Annotated in this window: 12 protein-coding genes, 2 tRNA genes and 1 pseudogene; 9 read left to right on the top strand and 6 right to left on the bottom strand. The window is 65.5% G+C overall.

Annotation, left to right across the window (positions count from 1 at the left end):
• Window positions 1–226 precede the first annotated feature (226 nt).
• Window positions 227–925, top strand: coding sequence for a MerR family transcriptional regulator (locus tag H681_RS17670; protein ID WP_236620549.1), 699 nt, complete (start codon window positions 227–229; stop codon window positions 923–925).
• Window positions 926–968: 43 nt separating this feature from the next.
• On the opposite strand, the gene H681_RS17665 is transcribed toward H681_RS17670, so the two are convergent.
• Window positions 969–1,907 carry a LysR substrate-binding domain-containing protein gene (locus H681_RS17665; RefSeq protein WP_015478241.1) on the bottom strand — a complete coding sequence of 313 codons (939 nt, stop codon included), beginning with the start codon at window positions 1,905–1,907 and terminating at the stop codon, window positions 969–971.
• 82 nt (window positions 1,908–1,989) lie between these two features.
• Between H681_RS17665 and H681_RS17660 the strand changes: the two genes are divergently transcribed.
• Complete coding sequence (locus H681_RS17660) at window positions 1,990–2,448, top strand: DMT family transporter (protein WP_015478240.1); 459 nt, start codon at window positions 1,990–1,992, stop codon at window positions 2,446–2,448.
• Window positions 2,449–2,606: 158 nt separating this feature from the next.
• On the opposite strand, the gene H681_RS17655 is transcribed toward H681_RS17660, so the two are convergent.
• A complete protein-coding gene (locus H681_RS17655; RefSeq protein ID WP_015478239.1) occupies window positions 2,607–6,083 on the bottom strand; it encodes a PAS domain-containing hybrid sensor histidine kinase/response regulator in 3,477 nt (1,158 codons plus the stop codon).
• 248 nt (window positions 6,084–6,331) lie between these two features.
• On the opposite strand from H681_RS17655, the pseudogene H681_RS17650 reads away from it, so the two are divergent.
• The 4 genes and pseudogenes from H681_RS17650 to H681_RS17635 all read left to right on the top strand — a co-directional run.
• Window positions 6,332–6,918: pseudogene (locus tag H681_RS17650) on the top strand (GNAT family N-acetyltransferase); the annotation flags it as partial.
• Between the two features lie 66 nt (window positions 6,919–6,984).
• A complete protein-coding gene (locus tag H681_RS17645; protein ID WP_015478237.1) occupies window positions 6,985–7,836 on the top strand; it encodes an AraC family transcriptional regulator in 852 nt (283 codons plus the stop codon).
• Between the two features lie 205 nt (window positions 7,837–8,041).
• Window positions 8,042–10,207, top strand: a complete 2,166-nt coding sequence (locus tag H681_RS17640; protein ID WP_015478236.1) for a TonB-dependent receptor family protein — start codon at window positions 8,042–8,044, stop codon at window positions 10,205–10,207.
• A 180-nt stretch (window positions 10,208–10,387) separates the two neighbouring features.
• Window positions 10,388–12,262, top strand: a complete 1,875-nt coding sequence (locus H681_RS17635; protein WP_015478235.1) for an MFS transporter — start codon at window positions 10,388–10,390, stop codon at window positions 12,260–12,262.
• Window positions 12,263–12,328: 66 nt separating this feature from the next.
• Here H681_RS17635 and H681_RS17630 read toward each other — a convergent pair whose 3' ends face one another.
• The 4 genes from H681_RS17630 to rdgC all read right to left on the bottom strand — a co-directional run bounded on the left by H681_RS17630 (window position 12,329) and on the right by rdgC (window position 15,120).
• Entirely contained in the window at window positions 12,329–12,538 is a 210-nt protein-coding gene (locus H681_RS17630; protein ID WP_015478234.1) for a cold-shock protein, read from the bottom strand.
• A gap of 204 nt (window positions 12,539–12,742) precedes the next feature.
• Window positions 12,743–13,057, bottom strand: a complete 315-nt coding sequence (gene sugE, locus H681_RS17625; protein ID WP_015478233.1) for a quaternary ammonium compound efflux SMR transporter SugE — start codon at window positions 13,055–13,057, stop codon at window positions 12,743–12,745.
• A 136-nt stretch (window positions 13,058–13,193) separates the two neighbouring features.
• Window positions 13,194–14,147, bottom strand: coding sequence for a bile acid:sodium symporter family protein (locus tag H681_RS17620; protein ID WP_015478232.1), 954 nt, complete (start codon window positions 14,145–14,147; stop codon window positions 13,194–13,196).
• A 52-nt stretch (window positions 14,148–14,199) separates the two neighbouring features.
• Window positions 14,200–15,120 (bottom strand): recombination-associated protein RdgC, encoded by a 921-nt coding sequence (gene rdgC, locus H681_RS17615; RefSeq protein WP_015478231.1) that lies wholly within the window; start codon window positions 15,118–15,120, stop codon window positions 14,200–14,202.
• A gap of 178 nt (window positions 15,121–15,298) precedes the next feature.
• Between rdgC and H681_RS17610 the strand changes: the two genes are divergently transcribed.
• The 3 genes from H681_RS17610 (at window position 15,299) to H681_RS17600 (ending at window position 16,445) form a co-directional block, all read left to right on the top strand.
• Window positions 15,299–15,374 (top strand) — tRNA-Val (locus tag H681_RS17610).
• Window positions 15,375–15,389: 15 nt separating this feature from the next.
• Window positions 15,390–15,466: transfer RNA gene (locus H681_RS17605), tRNA-Asp, on the top strand.
• A gap of 244 nt (window positions 15,467–15,710) precedes the next feature.
• Complete coding sequence (locus H681_RS17600) at window positions 15,711–16,445, top strand: FKBP-type peptidyl-prolyl cis-trans isomerase (RefSeq protein WP_015478230.1); 735 nt, start codon at window positions 15,711–15,713, stop codon at window positions 16,443–16,445.
• Window positions 16,446–16,619 lie beyond the last annotated feature (174 nt).

Raw genomic sequence — 16,619 nt, 5'->3', positions numbered from 1 at the left:
GGTGCAGGTCCCGTCTTTGGTTGGGCCGCCGGGCTGTGCGGCGGATCACTTAGGGATTAGTCCTTTTGATTGTTCCGGGGGCGCGCCGCTGGCTATCATCCGGCCCATGAGCACACCCCTGAACCTGCTGCAGCGCCTGCTCCAGCGCCCGGACGAAGTTCCTTCGGCGCTGGAAGACGAGTGTGAATACACGGTGGACGAACTGGCCCGCGAGGCCGGCAGCACCGTGCGCAACCTGCGCGCCTACCAGGATCGCGGCCTGCTGCCGCCACCCGAGCGCCGGGGCCGTGCCGGGGTGTACTTCGCCAGCCACCTGCGCCGGCTGCGGCTGATCAACCGCCTGCTGGAGCGCGGCTACAACATCGCCAACATCAAGGAGCTGCTGGAGAGCTGGGAGCGAGGCCACGATCTGGACCATGTGCTTGGCCTGGACGAAGCGATTGTCGGTCCGTGGAACCTGGAGTCCCCCGGCAGCATCGAGTTCAGCGAGCTGCAGGCACTGTTCGGCGACGAGCTGAACGACGTGGTGATCGATCAGGCGCTGGCGCAAGGCCTGCTGGCCTTCGACGGCGAGCGCATCAGCATTCCCAGCCCGCGCCTGTTCAACGCCGGCGTCGAGCTGTACCGCGCGGGTATTCCGCTGGCCGCGCTGCTGGATCATCTGGCCGTGCTGCGCACCGACACCGAACACCTGGCCGCCGGTATCGTGCGCCTGGTGGTGACCCATCTGGTGGACAAGCCCGGCGCCGACCTGCTGCCCGGCGCGGCCGATCTGGAGCGCCTTGCCGAAGTCTTCCAGCGCCTGCGGCCGGTGGCCGAGCAGGTGGTCCTGGTGGAGCTGGCGCGCGGCCTGAAGCGTTCGGCCAACGAGATGCTCGGCGAGCGTGTCGGGGAAATCCTGCGGCGGCTGGAAACACCGGAGTAACGACGGCTCGCCGCCCGGCGAGTTCAGCCGGCGCTGCAACGGTTCAGTTGTCGCGTGCCGGTTTTCGCAAGTCCAGGCCGACGGCCTGGGCCAGCTTGCCCCGCAGCCAGCGTCGCGCAGGGTCGTCCTCGCGGCTATCCGACCAGATCTGTACGAAGTCGAAGCGCGCCAGGTGCAGCGGCGGCTCGAAGCTCGCCAGCCCGTGGGCGCCGAGATCGTCCGGCAACATGCGCTCGGCGATGGTCAGGACCAGGTCGGTACCCGCCAGCAGGCTGGGGGCGACGCTGAAGTGCGGCACGGTGGCGGCCACCTGGCGCCGGCGGCCGAGGTTTTCCAGGTGACTGTCGATCTCCTCCGCCGGGCTTTGCTGCAGCGCGACCCGCAGGTGCGGTGCGGCAAGGTATTCCTCCAGCGTCAGGCGGGAGCGCCCGGCGAGGGTTTCGGCGGCGCACAGGCAGACGAAGCGTTCCTCGAACAGGCGCTGGGCGCGTACGCCCTCAGGCAGCATGGGGAAGACGCCGAGGGCCGCATCCAGCTCGCCGCTGGCCACCTGCTCGGCCATCCCCAGCCGCGAGGCCTGGCGCACGTCCAGATGAATGCCGGGCGCCTCGCGTCGAAGGATCGCCAGCAGCGACGGCAGCACCACCCAGGCGCCGTAGTCGGACATGCCCAGGCGCAGCTCCAGTTCGGCGCTGGCCGGGGCGAAGTCGTCGCCCAGCACCAGCCGGCGCACGCCACCGAGGATGTCGCGCAGCGGCCCGGCGAGGTCGAAGGCGCGGCGAGTCAACAGCATCTGGTTGCCGGCGCGCACCAGCAGCGGGTCGTCCAGCAGGTCGCGCAGGCGGTTCAGCGCATGGCTCACCGCCGGCTGGGTCATGGCCAGGCGCTCGGCGGCGCGGGAGACATGGCGTTCATCCAGCAAGGCGTCGAGGATCACCAGCAGGTTGAGGTCGATACGGCGTAAGTCATGAATCGGGTGCATGGCTTTTGTACCAATCTTTCATTTCAATGCGCCAGGTGGATAGCAGAAGCTGGGACCATCGACAAGCAATGGAGGATGATCGATGTCGAAACTACTTCTGCTGCTGCCCGCCATCGGTGTGGGTGCGCTGGTCGCCCTGCAGGCCGGCAGCAATTCGCTGCTAGGCCGTCAACTGGGCCATCCGCTGAGTGCCAGCCTGACGTCCCTGGGAGTCAGCCTCGCGGCGGTGATCGTCGCGCTGCTGGCCTTCCGCGTGCCGCTGCCGGCGGTCACCGGGATCGCCGCGACGCCCTGGTGGGGGTGGCTTGGCGGAATCTTCGGCGCGGCCTACCTGACGGTGGCGGTGATGTTGGCGCCGAAGATGGGCGCGGCGACTTTCCTGGCCTGCGTGGTGGCGGGGCAGATGCTGATGTCGGCGCTGTGCGACCAGTTCGGCTGGGCCGGTTTCCCGGTGCGGCGGCTATCGCCCGAGGGCCTGCTGGCCGTCGGGCTGATCATCGCCGGGGTGGTGTTGTTGCAGTGGCGGGGGAGGGTGGTGTGAGGTATCGCTGGCTGATGGTGTTGGGCGGGTTCGCGAGCAATAACGATGGCGTCCCCCTCGCTCCTACAGGGAAAAGTCGGGTGCTCTTCGTAGGACCGAGGGGGACGCCTAGTCCTTGCTCGCGCACCGCCGCCGCTGCCAAAGCTCGGCTTGGCGACTTATCTCAAGCTCAAATGCCGACTCAACAGCGCCCGCAGTGCCGCCGGCTTCACCGGCTTGGGCAGGAAGTCCAGCCCGGCCGCGTGGATCTGCGCCACCAGCTCGGGGCGGGCGTCCGCGCTGATCACCACGCCCGGCACCGGTTCGCCCAGGCGGGTGCGCAGCCAGGCCATCAGGTCGGTGCCCAGTTCGCCGTCGTCCAGGTGGTAGTCGATCAGCGCCAGTTGCGGGCGCGCGTCGCCTTCGAGCAGCACCTGGCACTCCTCGCGGCTGCGCGCGGTGAGCACGCGGCAGCCCCAGCGGGTCAGCAGGCTGTTCATGCCGGTGAGGATGCTGTCTTCATTGTCCACGCAGAGCACCTGCGCGCCATTGAGCTGTTCCGGGGTTTCCACCTTGTGCCCGTTGATCGGTACCGGCGCCGGCTGGCGGGCCAGCGGCACGCTGACGCTGAAGACGCTGCCCTTGCCCGGCCAGGAGCGTACTTCCAGGCGATGGCCGAGCACCTTGCACAGCCGATCGGCGATCGCCAGGCCCAGTCCCAGGCCCTTCTCGGCGCGAGTCTGGTGGCTGTCCAGGCGTTTGAACTCCTCGAAGATCACCTGCAGCTTGTCCGGCGGAATGCCCGGGCCGTGGTCCCAGACTTCCAGGCGCAGGTGCCCGGCCTCGCGGCGCACGCCGAGCAGCACGTGGCCCTTGGCATAGCGGAAGGCGTTGGTGAGGAAGTTCTGCAGCACCCGGCGCAGCAGCTTGATGTCGCTCTCGATGCGCAGCTTGCTGCCGCGCACGTGGAAGTCGATGCCATGCTCCTGGGCCAGCACACGGAATTCGACGCCGAGGGTGTCGTACAGGTTGGCCAGCGGGAAGGCCGCCACATCCGCGCTGACGCGGCCGCCCTCGAGACGCGAGATGTCCAGCAGGTCGGTGATCAGGTCCTCCGCCGAGCGCAGCGACGAATCCAGGTGGCGCACCAGTTCAGTGGCCTCCTCGGGCAGTTTCTCCTGGTGGGAGAGGGCGGCGGAGAATAGCCGTGCGGCGTTCAGCGGCTGCATCAGGTCATGGCTGACCGCGGCGAGGAAGCGCGATTTGGACTGATTCGCCGCCTCGGCGTTGCCCTTGGCCTCGGTGAGCGCCTGGTTCAGTTGGGAGAGCTCGAAGGTGCGCTCCTGTACGCGCTGCTCCAGGCCCTCGTTGGCGTCCTTGAGACCCTGCTCGGCATCGCGGTAGGCCGTGATGTCGGTGAAGCTCATGACGAAGCCGCCGCCGGGCATCGGGTTGCCGATCAGCTCGATCACCCGGCCATTGGGGAACAGCCGCTCGGAGGTATGCGGGGTGCCCTGGCGCATCCAGTACAGGCGCTTGGCCACGTGCAGGTCCGGGTCGCCCGGTCCGCAGAGATTGCGTTCGGCGTTGTAGCGGATGATGTCGGCGATCGGCCGGCCGACGTAGATCAGTCCTTCCGGGTATTCGAAGAGCTCCAGGTAGCGGTGGTTCCAGGCCACCAGGCGCAGGGACTGGTCGACCACGCTGATGCCCTGGGTGATGTTCTCGATGGCACCCTGCAGTAGCGCGCGGTTGAACTGCAGCACCTCGGAGGCTTCGTCGGCGATCTTCACCACGTCCTCCACCTGCATCTCGCGGCCTTCGATGGCGGCCTTCACCACGGCGCGCGCCGAAGAGGCGCCGAGCACGCCGGCGAGCAGGCGCTCGGTGTGGGCGATCCACTCGCCGTTGGCGTTCTGGCTCGGGGTGAAGCCCTTGCCCTGGCGGTAGGCGAAGCGGATGAAGCTCTGCCGCGCGCGTTCCTCACCGACGAAGCGGGCGGCGAGCATCAGCAGGTCTTCCAGCTGCACCGCGAGCATCGAGCGCGAGCTGAGCTTCTGGGAGATTTCCTGGCCGATGAAGCGGCTGGCCTGCCAGTGCTCGGAGACGCGGGTGCGGGAGAACACCGAGACCAGCCCGAACAGGGCGAAGTTGCCGATCAGCGAGAGCAGCACGCCGAGGGTCAGCGGCTCGATGGACAGGCCGAACGGCTGGCCGGCGAGCCAGGCGAGGCCGGGGAAGGTTTCCAGTGGCCAGCCCAGGCCCTTGGCGACTACCGGCAGCACCAGGGTATAGGCCCACAGCACGGAGCCTGCGGCCAGGCCGGCGAATACGCCGCGGCGGTTGGCCTGCTTCCAGTACAGGGCGCCGATCATCGCCGGGCCCAGCTGGGCGATGGCGGCGAAGGCGATCTGGCCGATGGTGGCCAGGCTCGCGGTGGAGCCCAGCAGGCGGTAGCTGACGTAGGCCAGCAGGAGGATCAGCGCGATGCTCACCCGGCGCACGGTCAGCAGCCAGTGGCGGAACACCTCGAAGGGCTGCTCGGCCTCGCCTTTGCGGCGCAGCAGCCAGGGCAGCAGCATGTCGTTGGAAACCATCGTGGACAGCGCCACGCTGGCGACGATGACCATGCCGGTGGCCGCCGAAGCGCCGCCGATGAAGGCCAGCAGGGCCAGCGCCGGATGGGCCTCGGCCAGCGGCAGGCTGATCACGAAGGAATCGGGCATCACGCCGGCGGGCAGTTGCATCTGCCCGGCGAGGGCTATGGGCACCACGAACAGCGCGGCCAGCACCAGGTAGATCGGGAACACCCAGCGGGCCTGGTTGAGGTCGCGCGGTTCGATGTTCTCCACCACCAGCACGTGGAACTGGCGCGGCAGGCACATGATGGCGGTCATCGCCACGCCGGTCTGCAGCAGCATGCTTGGCCAGTGCACGGTTTCTTCCCAGTAGTCGGCCAGTTGCGGGGCGACGCGCGCCTTGTCGATCAGGTCGCCGAAACCGTCGTAGAGGCCGTAGGTGACGAAGATGCCGACCGCGATGAAGGCGGCGAGCTTGACCAGGGATTCGAAGGCGATGGCCAGGACCATGCCGCGGTGGTGTTCGGTGACGTCCAGGCTGCGGGTGCCGAAGACGATGGTGAACAGCGCCAGCACCAGCGACACGATCAGCGCGGTGTCCTGGGAGCGGATGCCGGTGGAGTCCGGGCCGGCGCCGATCAGCAGGTTGACGCCGAGGACGATGCCCTTGAGCTGCAGGGCGATGTAGGGCAGCACGCAGACGATGCAGATCAGCGCCACCACCACCGCCAGCGCCTGCGACTTGCCGTAGCGCGCGGCGATGAAGTCGGCGATGGAGGTGATGTTCTCCTGCTTGCTGATCATGATCATCTTCTGCAGCACCCAGGGCGCGAAGAGCATGAGCAGCACGGGGCCGACGTAGATCGGCAGGAACGACCACAACTGGTCGGCGGCCTGGCCGACGGCGCCGAAGAAGGTCCAGCTGGTGCAGTACACCGCCAGGGAGAGGCTGTAGACCCAGGCGCGGACGCGTGGCGAAAGAGGGGCGCGACGGCGGTCGCCATAGAACGCGATGGCGAACAGGACCGCCATGTAGAGCAGGGCGACCGTTGCGATCAACCCACTGGACAACGACATGCTGACTCCGGAAATGAACAGGCTCCCCCGCAGGAGCGCTTGCAGCAGTTTCGCACCAAAGTCCCGATGTGTCAGACGACTGCTACCAATGTCTCAGTGGTGCTGTGTCGCGCTTCTCACTTGAGCTGTACCGTCCGGGCTGATAGCGTGCCGGCCTTTTCCGCGCTGCCCGTCCGTCGTGCCCGCTCGCCGGTACGGCACTTCGGGCGGCCGCTACGCTCTGAAATGAGCGAGATTCCCGCGTCGACGTATCCAGGAGAGCGCCATGTTCAGACCGTTACCGATCACCTTGCAGCGCGGGGCCTTGCGCCTGGAGCCGATGGTGGAGGCCGACGTGCCCGAACTGGTGACGCTGGCGGAAGCGAACCGCGAGGCGTTGCAGTACATGAGCGCCCCGCAGCGCCCGGACTGGTACCGCCAGGGCCTGGCCGACCAGCGCGAAGGCCGCGCGCTGCCGCTGGTGGTGCGCCTGGGCAACGAGATCGTCGGCACCACGCGTTTCATGGACTTTCTCCCGGCGCTGCCGGCCTGCGAGATCGGCGCCACCTGGCTGGACCAGGCGCAACACGGCAGCGGCCTGAACGCCACCATGAAGTACCTGATGCTGCGCCACGCCTTCGACAGCTGGAAGATGGTCCGCGTGCAACTCAAGACCGCCGCCAGCAACCTGCGTTCGCAGCGCGCCATCGAGAAGCTCGGCGCGGTGCGCGAAGGCGTGTTGCGCAACCACCGGCGCCTGGCCGGCGGTCGGCTCGACGACACTATCCTCTACAGCATCACCGACCACGAGTGGCCGCAGGTGAAGGCCGCGCTGGAAGCCGGTTTCAACGGCTGAGTGCGCGGTGTAAGGTGATCGATCCGCTCGCTCTCAGGCGCAGCGGTGCGACATCGGGGCAGGACCATGACGGAACACCACGCGAGCGGCGAAAGAACCCGCTTCTGGCGAGCCCAGGAGCTGGGGGGCGTCGAGCTGCTGCACGCGCGCTACATCGAGCAGGTGTTTTCGCCCCACGTCCACGAGGGGTTTGCCCTCGTCATGATCGAGCAGGGCGCGCAGCGCTTCCACCATCGCGGCGCCGAGCATTTCGCCCCGGCCGGCAGTGTGGTGCTGATCAATCCCGACGAGGTTCACACCGGCTCCAAGGCCGACGAGGCCGGCTGGCGTTATCGCGGCTTCTATCCGGAGCTGGAGCAGGTCTCCGGCGTACTGGAGGAACTGGAGCTCTGCGGCGGCGGAACGCCGTCGTTCGATGCCAGCGTGGTGTTCGACCCGGAGCTGGTGCAGGCGCTGTTCGCTGCCCACCGCCTGGTGGATTCCGACGCCACCGTGCTGCAACGCCAGACCTGCTGGCGCGAAGCGCTCCTGCTGCTGTTCCAGCGCCATGCGCGGATTCCCGAAGCGCCGCCGGCCGGCAACGAGCCGGTGGCCGTGGCGCGGGCGCGGGAACTGCTCGGCGCGCGGCTGATGGAGCCGCCGTCGCTGGAAGAGCTGGCCGCTGCCGTCGGGCTGTCGCCTTTCCATTTCGCCCGCGTGTTCCGCAAGGCCACCGGCCTGCCGCCCCATGCCTGGCTCAGGCAACGCCGGCTGGAGCAGGCAAGGGCGCTGCTCAAGCAGGGCTGCATGCCGGTGAGTGTGGCGATGCAGCTGGGTTTCGCCGACCAGAGTCACCTCAGCCGGCAGTTCAAGCAGGCCTATGGCGTCGGCCCCGGCGAATACCGCCAGGCTTGTGCGCGGTCTTTCCGTCCCGTCTGATTTTTCCGGCGTCGTTATCGGCCAGAGCCCGCCACCGAAGGGCTGCTGGCCTATTGCCGTGACTGATGAACAGTCGTTCGAGATGCCGAAAAGAGAATCTGAGTCAATCGGAATATTTTATCATTTGCGATACATTTGCATTTACAAAATTTACAATCAGTTCTAATTTCCCGCCCCTTCACGAAGTACCCGGGAAGGGGGAAGCATGTCGCACGTTCGTTCATGGTCGCGCCTGGCGATCGCCGTTACCCTGGCCACGCCGCTGCTGCCGGTCCAGGCCGAGGAAGAGACCAAGGAGCTGGAAGCCGTCACCGTGGTCGGTGACTGGCTCGGCGAAGCCGACCAGCAGGTGGTGCAGAACCACCCCGGCGCGCGCACCGTGGTGCGTCGCGAGCAGATGATCGAAGAAGGCGCGCAGAACGTTCGCGACGTGCTGCGTGGCATCCCCGGCGTGCAGGTGCAGGACAACAACGGCACCGGCGGCAGCGATATCTCCCTCAACGTCGGCGTGCGCGGCCTGACCTCGCGCCTGTCGCCGCGCTCCACCGTGCTCATCGATGGCGTCCCGGCCGCCGTGGCGCCCTATGGCCAGCCGCAGCTGTCGATGTTCCCGCTGTCGGTGGGCAACCTCGACAGCGTCGACGTGGTGCGTGGCGCCGGTTCCGTGCGCTATGGCCCGCAGAACGTCGGCGGGGTGATCAACTTCGTTACCCGGGCGATTCCCAAGGAGTTTTCCGGCGACGTCGGCACCACCATCGAAACCGCCTCCCACGGCGGCTGGAAGAAGCTCTATAACGCCTTCCTCGGCGGCACCGCCGACAACGGCATGGGCGCCGCGCTGCTGTACTCCGGCGTGAAAGGCGCGGGTTACCGCGACGGCAACGACTCCACCGACATCGACGACGTGATGCTCAAGACCCACTGGGCGCCGACCGACGTCGACGAGTTTTCCGCCAACTTCCACTACTACGACGGCAGCGCCGACATGCCCGGTGGCCTGACCCAGGCGCAGTTCGACGACGATCCGTACCAATCCGTGCGCGACTGGGACAACTTCACCGGCCGCCGCAAGGACGTCTCGCTCAAGTACAAGCGGCAGATCGACGACCTGACCCAGTTCGAGGTGCTGACCTACTACAGCGACAGCTTCCGTGGCAGCACCATCGCCAACCGCGATCTCAAGACCCTGGCGTCCTACCCGCGCGACTACCACACCTTCGGCATCGAGCCGCGGGTGTCGAAGGTCTTCATGGTCGGTCCGACCACCCAGGAAGCCAGCATCGGCTATCGCTACCTGAAGGAGGCCATGCACGAGCGCGCCAGCCTGGTCGGCCTGGTGAACAACGTGCCCACGCCGACGGCCGACGCCGACGGCCATACCTACCAGGACCGTACCGGCGGTACCGAAGCCAACGCCATCTACCTCGACGACAAGATCGACATGGGTAACTGGAGCGTGACCCCGGGCATCCGCTTCGAAAGCATCTCCACCGACTGGCACGACCGCCCCGTGCTCGACAACAAGGGCAAGCCGGTGCAGGAGAAGAAGCGCAGCAAGGACTACAACGAGCCGCTGCCGGCGCTGGCGGTGATGTATCACCTGTCGGACGAGTGGAAGCTGTTCGCCAACTACGAGACCTCCTTCGGCAGCCTGCAGTACTTCCAGCTCGGCCAGGGCGGCAGCGGCAACGACACCGCCAACGGCCTGCAGCCGGAAAAGGCCAAGACCTACGAAGTGGGCACCCGCTACGACAACGGCGTGTGGGGTGGCGAAGTGACGCTGTTCTACATCGACTTCGACGACGAGCTGCAGTACATCAGCCGCGACGTGGGCTGGACCAACCTGGGCGCCACCAAGCACCAGGGCATCGAGACGTCGGCACACTACGACATGGCCGCACTCGACCCGGTACTCGCCGGCCTGACCGCCTACGGCACCTTCACCTACACCCGCGCGACCTACGAAGGCGAGATCCCCGGCTTCAAGGGCCGTGACCTGCCGCTGTACTCGCGCCAGGTGGCGACCGTCGGCCTGCGCTACGAGCATGACCGCTGGACCTACAACCTGGACGGCTTCGCCCAGTCGAAGCAACGTGCGCCCGGTCCGACCACCAACGCCAACGGCAGCTTCACCGGCGACTACATCACCGAGCCGAGCGCCGATGGCCGGTACGGCGACATCCCCGGCTACATGCTGTGGAACGCCCGCGTCGGTTATGACTTCGGCCCGCAGGCGTCGAACCTGAAAGTCGCCGCCGGGGTGAAGAACCTCTTCGACCAGATGAACTACACCCGCTCCAGCGACAACAACTCCGGTATCTACCTGGGCGAGCCGCGCACCTTCTTCGTGCAGGGCAGCGTCGGTTTCTAAGCGCGCGCTTCGTGGAGGAAAGAGCCCGTCTTCGCGACGGGCTTTTTCTTGCCTGCAGGAATGAGAACCCGTGGTCGCCGGGATGGACTGTGCGGAAAATGTGGCTTTTCTCCCGGTCGTCGCCGTCAAATCCGTGCTGTCATTCCGGCCACGCGGCCATCACGCAGGTAAACAAGGACGATGACTGAACATTCGCAATTCGCCCTGCTGGGCAAGAAGCGTTTCCTGCCCTTCTTCATCACCCAGTTGCTGGGTGCGTTCAACGACAACATCTTCAAGCAGTCGCTGATCCTGGCGATCCTCTACCACCTCACCGTCGGCGGTGACCGTAACCTGCTGGTCAACCTCTGCGCGCTGCTGTTCATCCTGCCGTTCTTCCTGTTCTCCGCGCTGGGCGGACAGTTCGGCGAGAAGTTCAACAAGGATGCGCTGATGCGCGCGCTGAAGCTGGCCGAGGTGGTGATCATGCTGGTGGGCGCCGCCGGCTTCGTGCTGGGCAGCCTGCCGCTGCTGTTCCTCGCGCTGTTCGCCATGGGCACCCACTCGGCGCTGTTCGGCCCGGTGAAGTACTCGATCCTGCCGCAGCACCTGAAGGAAGACGAACTGGTGGGCGGCAACGCCCTGGTTGAAATGGGCACCTTCCTCGCCATTCTCTGCGGCACCATCGGCGCCGGTGTGCTGATGTCGCGGCAGGACTATGCCGCCGGCGTCAGCGTCGCCGTGGTACTGGTGGCCGTCTGCGGTTTCCTCGCCAGTCGCAATATCCCTCGCGCCGCCGCCGCGCTGCCGGACCTGACCATCGACTGGAACATCTTCCGCCAGTCCTGGAGCATCCTCCTGCTCGGCCTGTGCCAGCGTCCGGCGGTGTCGCGCTCGCTGGTGGGCAACTCCTGGTTCTGGTTCCTCGGCGCGGTCTACCTGACGCAGATCCCGACCTACGCCAAGGAACTGCTGCACGGCGACGAGAGCGTGGTGACGCTGATCCTCACGGTGTTCTCGGTAGGCATCGCGCTGGGCTCGATGCTCTGCGAGAAGCTCTCCGGCAAGAAGGTGGAGATCGGCCTGGTGCCCTTCGGCTCCATCGGCCTGAGCCTGTTCGGCATCCTGCTGTGGTGGCATTCGGGCGGCTTTCCGCAGGGCGAACAGCCGTATGACTGGCTGGTAGTACTGGAGCATTCGCAATCCTGGGCGGTGCTGGCCGACATCCTCGGCATCGGCATCTTCGGCGGCTTCTACATCGTGCCACTGTACGCGCTGATCCAGGCGCGCACCGAGGAGGACAAGCGCGCGCGGGTGATCGCCGCCAACAACATCCTCAACGCGCTGTTCATGGTGGTCGCGGCGATCGTCTCGATCCTGCTGCTGTCGGTGGCGAAGCTGACGATCCCCGAGCTGTTCCTCGTGCTCTCGCTGATGAACGTCGCGGTGAACGTGTACATCTTCAAGATCGTCCCCGAGTTCACCATGCGCTTCCTGGTGTGGCTGTTGACCCACTCGATGTACCGGGTCGACCACCGCAACCTCGACGTCATTCCCGACGAAGGGCCGGTCGTGCTGGTGTGCAACCACGTGTCCTTCGTCGATGCGCTGCTGATCGCCGGCTCCGTGCGGCGCCCGGTGCGCTTCGTCATGTACTACAAGATCTTCCGCATCCCGGTGCTCAACTTCATCTTCCGCACCGCGGGCGCCGTGCCCATCGCCGGGCGCAACGAGGATGCGCAGACCTACGAGAAGGCGTTCGCCAGGGTCGCCGAGTACCTGCGCGACGGGGAGGTGGTGTGCATCTTCCCCGAGGGCATGCTGACCCTGGATGGCGAGATGAACGAGTTCCGTGGCGGAGTGGAGCGGATCATCGAGGAAACCCCGGTGCCGGTGATCCCGATGGCGCTGCAGGGCCTGTGGGGCAGCTTCTTCAGCCGCGATCCGCAGAAGGGCTTCCTGCGCCGCCTGTGGTCGCGGGTCTGCCTGGTGGCCGGCCAGCCGGTGGCGCCGGAAGAGGCCAGGCGCCTGGTGCTGCAGGAGCAGGTGGCCGAACTGCGCGGCGCGGCCCGCTGAGCCTGCGCGACGGAAAAGAAAAAGCCCCGGCATTGCCGGGGCTTTTTTCGTGGTGCAGGACGAGGATCAGATAACCTGAACTTCGTCAGCCTGCAGGCCCTTCTGGCCTTCCACGACGATGAAGGAGACCTTCTGGCCTTCCTGCAGCGACTTGAAGCCATTGCCCTGGATGGAGCGGAAGTGAACGAATACATCGTTGCCGCTTTCCGGGGTGATGAAGCCGAAGCCTTTAGCGTCGTTGAACCACTTGACGGTGCCGGTCTGACGATTCGACATGGAATTACACCTTGAACTATTGAAGATTGTTTTGCGGAAAAGTCCGCGCTCGTCCTGAGTTGCAAGGTGCAGTCGAAGCCGGGTGGTGGGGAATGGCCCCACCAGGTCACGAGCCACAGTGACCCAAGCAAACACAGTGGACTGCAGCATACCGACAAATTTTCGGGAAAGCGACAGCCCGCCGGCATCGAAATCGATGCAGCGTCAGTGGCTCAGTTTCAGGCCGACCAGGCCGCACAGGATCAGCGCAACGCTGAACAGGCGTACCGGCGCCACGGATTCGCCGAACAGCACGATACCGACGATGACGGTGCCGACCGCGCCAACGCCGGTCCAGATGGCGTAGGCGGTGCCCAGCGGCAGGTTCCGCATGGCCAGGCCCAGCAGGCCCATGCTGGTGATGATCGCCAGCACGGTGAGTACGGTCGGTATCGGACGGGTGAAACCTTCGGTGTACTTCAGGCCGACTGCCCAGGCGACTTCGAACAGGCCGGCGACGAACAGAATGATCCAGGACATGCGGGACTCCAGAAGGGATGGATTGAAGGGCCGTCCCCCATTGGAGCACCGGAAGGTGGTGAGGTCGTCCTCACAATGTGCATTATTTTGCACAAAAGCGCGATGCCGGGCAACCCGGCATCGGAGCATGACCCCGTTACGAGGCTTGTTCCTGGGCGGATGGCTCGTCGATCATGCGGCGGAACACCGCCGCCAGGATGGAGCCGGAGAGGTTGTGCCAGACACTGAACAGCGCGCTGGGCACGGCGGCCAGAGGGGAGAAGTGAGCATTGGCCAGCGCTGCTCCCAGGCCTGAGTTCTGCATGCCGACCTCAATGGCCAGCGCCTTGCGCTGGGCCAGCGGCATGCCGGTCAGGCGCCCGGTCAGGTAGCCCATCATCAGTCCGAGCGCGTTATGCAGCATCACCACTGCGAGTATCAGCAGTCCGGACTCGGCGATCTTCGCCTGGCTGGCAGCCACCACGGCGGCAATGATCACCACGATACTGATCACTGAAACCAGCGGCAGCACATCCACCGCCACGCGGGTGCGCTCTGCGAGCACGCGCTGGGCGACGAAGCCCAGCGCGATCGGCAGCAGGACGACCTGCACGATCGACAGGAACATGGCGCCGAACGAGACCGGCAACCAGGCGGAGGCGAGCAGCCATACCAACGCGGGAGTGACCAGCGGCGCGAGCAGCGTGGTGACGGAGGTGATCGCGACCGACAGTGCTACGTCACCGCGGGACAGCCAGGTCATGACGTTGGAGGCGGTGCCGCCGGGACAGCAGCCCACCAGGATCACACCCACCGCGATTTCGTCGGGCAGCGCCAGCAGCTTGCAGAGCAGCCAGGCCGTACCCGGCATGATGATGAACTGCGCCAGCACACCGATGATCACTCGCCCGGGATGGCGTCCGACTTCGCGGAAGTCCTCCGCCTTGAGCGTCAGTCCCATGCCGAACATCACCAGCCCCAGCAGCGGCACGATGGCCACCGTCAGTCCCTTGAACCAGGCGGGTTGGAAAAAGGCCAGAACGGCGAACAGCAGAACCCAGACTGGAAAGGTGTTGCCGCAGAAGCGGCTAAGGGAAGCGAGGGCACGCATGGGGCTTTCCTTCTTATTGTGTCAGGCGCCGCAAGCGCGGCGCCTGCCGGGGTCAGATACCTTCCGGAATCGCCTCGCCGCCGAGCGCCTCGACCAGCGCCGGGATGAATTCGGCAAAGGTCAGCATCATCAGGGTGAAGCTGGCGTCGAGCTGGCCGAGGGCGTCTTCGCCACCGTCCTGCTCCGCCTTTTCCTGCAGCATGTCTTCGAAGCGCAGGCGCTTGATCACCACCTTGTCGTCGAGGACGAAGGACAGCTTGTCCGACCAGGCCAGGGACAGCTGGGTGACCAGCTTGCCGGCGGTCAGGTGCAGCTGGATTTCCTCGCTGGTCAGGTCCTGGCGCTTGCAGCGCACCACGCCGCCGTCTTCGTGGGTGTCGCGCAGCTCGCACTCGTCGAGGACGAAGAAGTCGCCGGCCGCTTCCTGGGTCTTCACCCATTCGGTCAGGGTGGCGGTCGGCGCGGTCTTCACGGTCAGCGGGCGCACTGGCAGCGAGCCCAGGGCTTCGCGCAGGGTGGAAAGCAGGTCTTCGGCCTTCTTCGCGCTGGAGGAATCGACCAGGATCAGGCCGAGGCTCGGGGCGATGGCGGCGAAGGTCGCCGAGCGGCGGATGAAGGCGCGCGGCAGCAGGGTCTGGACGATCTCGTCCTTGAGCTGGTCGCGTTCCTTCTTGTAGACCTTGCGCATCTGCGCGGCCTCGATTTCGTCGACCTTGTCCTTCAGGGCGTCACGCACGACGCTGCCGGGGAGGATGCGCTCTTCCTTGCGCGCGCTGACCAGGAAGAAACCCTCGCTGGCGTGGACCAGCGGTGCGTCCGGGCCCTTGCCGAACGGCGCGGAGAAACCATAGGTGGTCAGTTCCTGGCTGGCACAGGGGCGCGCCGGCTTGCTGGCCAGGGCCTTCTCCAGGGCATCGGCGTCGATCTGCAGATCCTGGGTGAGGCGGTATACGAGCAGGTTGCGGAACCACATGAGGGGCGAACTCCTGGACACAAAGAACCCATTATTCCGTCAGGCGCTTTCCAGGCCAACCCCGTTTTGTCTTTCCCGCACTTCATCTAAGCCTTTGGAACATCTGAAAATTTTTTTTATTGAGGGGCTTGCCAGCCTCCAATCTCCTCCGTAGAATGCGCCCCACTTCGAGAGTGAAGGGTGATTAGCTCAGCTGGGAGAGCATCTGCCTTACAAGCAGAGGGTCGGCGGTTCGATCCCGTCATCACCCACCAAACTCGAGGTCCGACGCAGCGGTAGTTCAGTCGGTTAGAATACCGGCCTGTCACGCCGGGGGTCGCGGGTTCGAGTCCCGTCCGCTGCGCCATATTTCGAAAAGCCCTCAGGTAGTGATGCCTGGGGGCTTTTTCTTTGCGCGCGAAAAAGCCGCGCCAGTTTGCATTCCTTACGACCTGTCTTCCGAACATATCCTGTTAATTTTCCTATAAGTTTGCAGTGGGAACTTCTCCCGTGGCAGGGGTTCCTATTGCCCATAGCCACTGGCCACGAGCGCCTGATAAGCTCGCGGCTTCAAAGACCCTGCCATGACGGCGCACAGACAAGGATTCAGCATGAAACAACATCGGTTGGCGGCAGCGATCGCGCTGGTCGGCCTGGTTCTCGCGGGTTGCGACAAGCAGGCCGCTGAAGTGGAACTGAAGACCCCTGCGCAGAAGGCCTCCTATGGCATCGGCCTGAACATGGGCAAGAGTCTGGCCCAGGAAGGCATGGATGACCTGGATTCCAAGGCCGTCGCCGAAGGCATCAACGACGCCATCGGCAAGCAGAAGCAGAAGCTGACCGACGAAGAGCTGACCGAAGCCTTCACCTTCCTGCAGAAGCGCGCCGAAGAGCAGGTCGCCAAGAAGAACTCCGAAGCCCTGGAAGCCGGCAAGAAGTTCCTCGAGACCAATGGCAAGCGTGAAGGCGTGGTGACCACCAAGTCCGGCCTGCAGTACGAAGTCGTGAAGAAGGCCGAAGGTCCGCAGCCCAAGGCTACCGACGTGGTGACCGTTCACTACGAAGGCAAGCTGGTCGACGGTACCGTGTTCGACAGCTCCATCCAGCGTGGCAGCCCGATCGACCTGCCGGTTGGCGGCGTGATTCCGGGTTGGGTCGAAGCGCTGCAACTGATGCACGTCGGCGAGAAGATCAAGCTGTACATCCCGAGCGAACTGGCCTACGGCGCGCAGAGCCCGAGCCCGACCATCCCGGCGAACTCCGTGCTGGTGTTCGACCTGGAACTGCTGGGCATCAAGGATCAGAATCAGCCGGAAGCGGCTGAGGAAGCTCCGAAGCAGAACTGAGTACCTTCGTACCAATGAGAGCGCCCCGTTACCCACGGGGCGTTTTCGTTTTTGCGGGGCCGGCTCTGGAACGGTAGGCTGACCCAGGGGCTGTTTGGGAGTAGGCTGACCCCCGGTGTTACGCTTATGCACATATTTGCCGCAGTTGCAGTGATGTCGGGTGCTTGACATCCG

The organism is Pseudomonas sp. ATCC 13867 (assembly GCF_000349845.1).
GTDB lineage: Bacteria > Pseudomonadota > Gammaproteobacteria > Pseudomonadales > Pseudomonadaceae > Pseudomonas.
The sequence above is the reverse complement of the archived record's forward strand: the minus strand, read 5'-3'. Positions and strand labels throughout refer to the sequence as shown.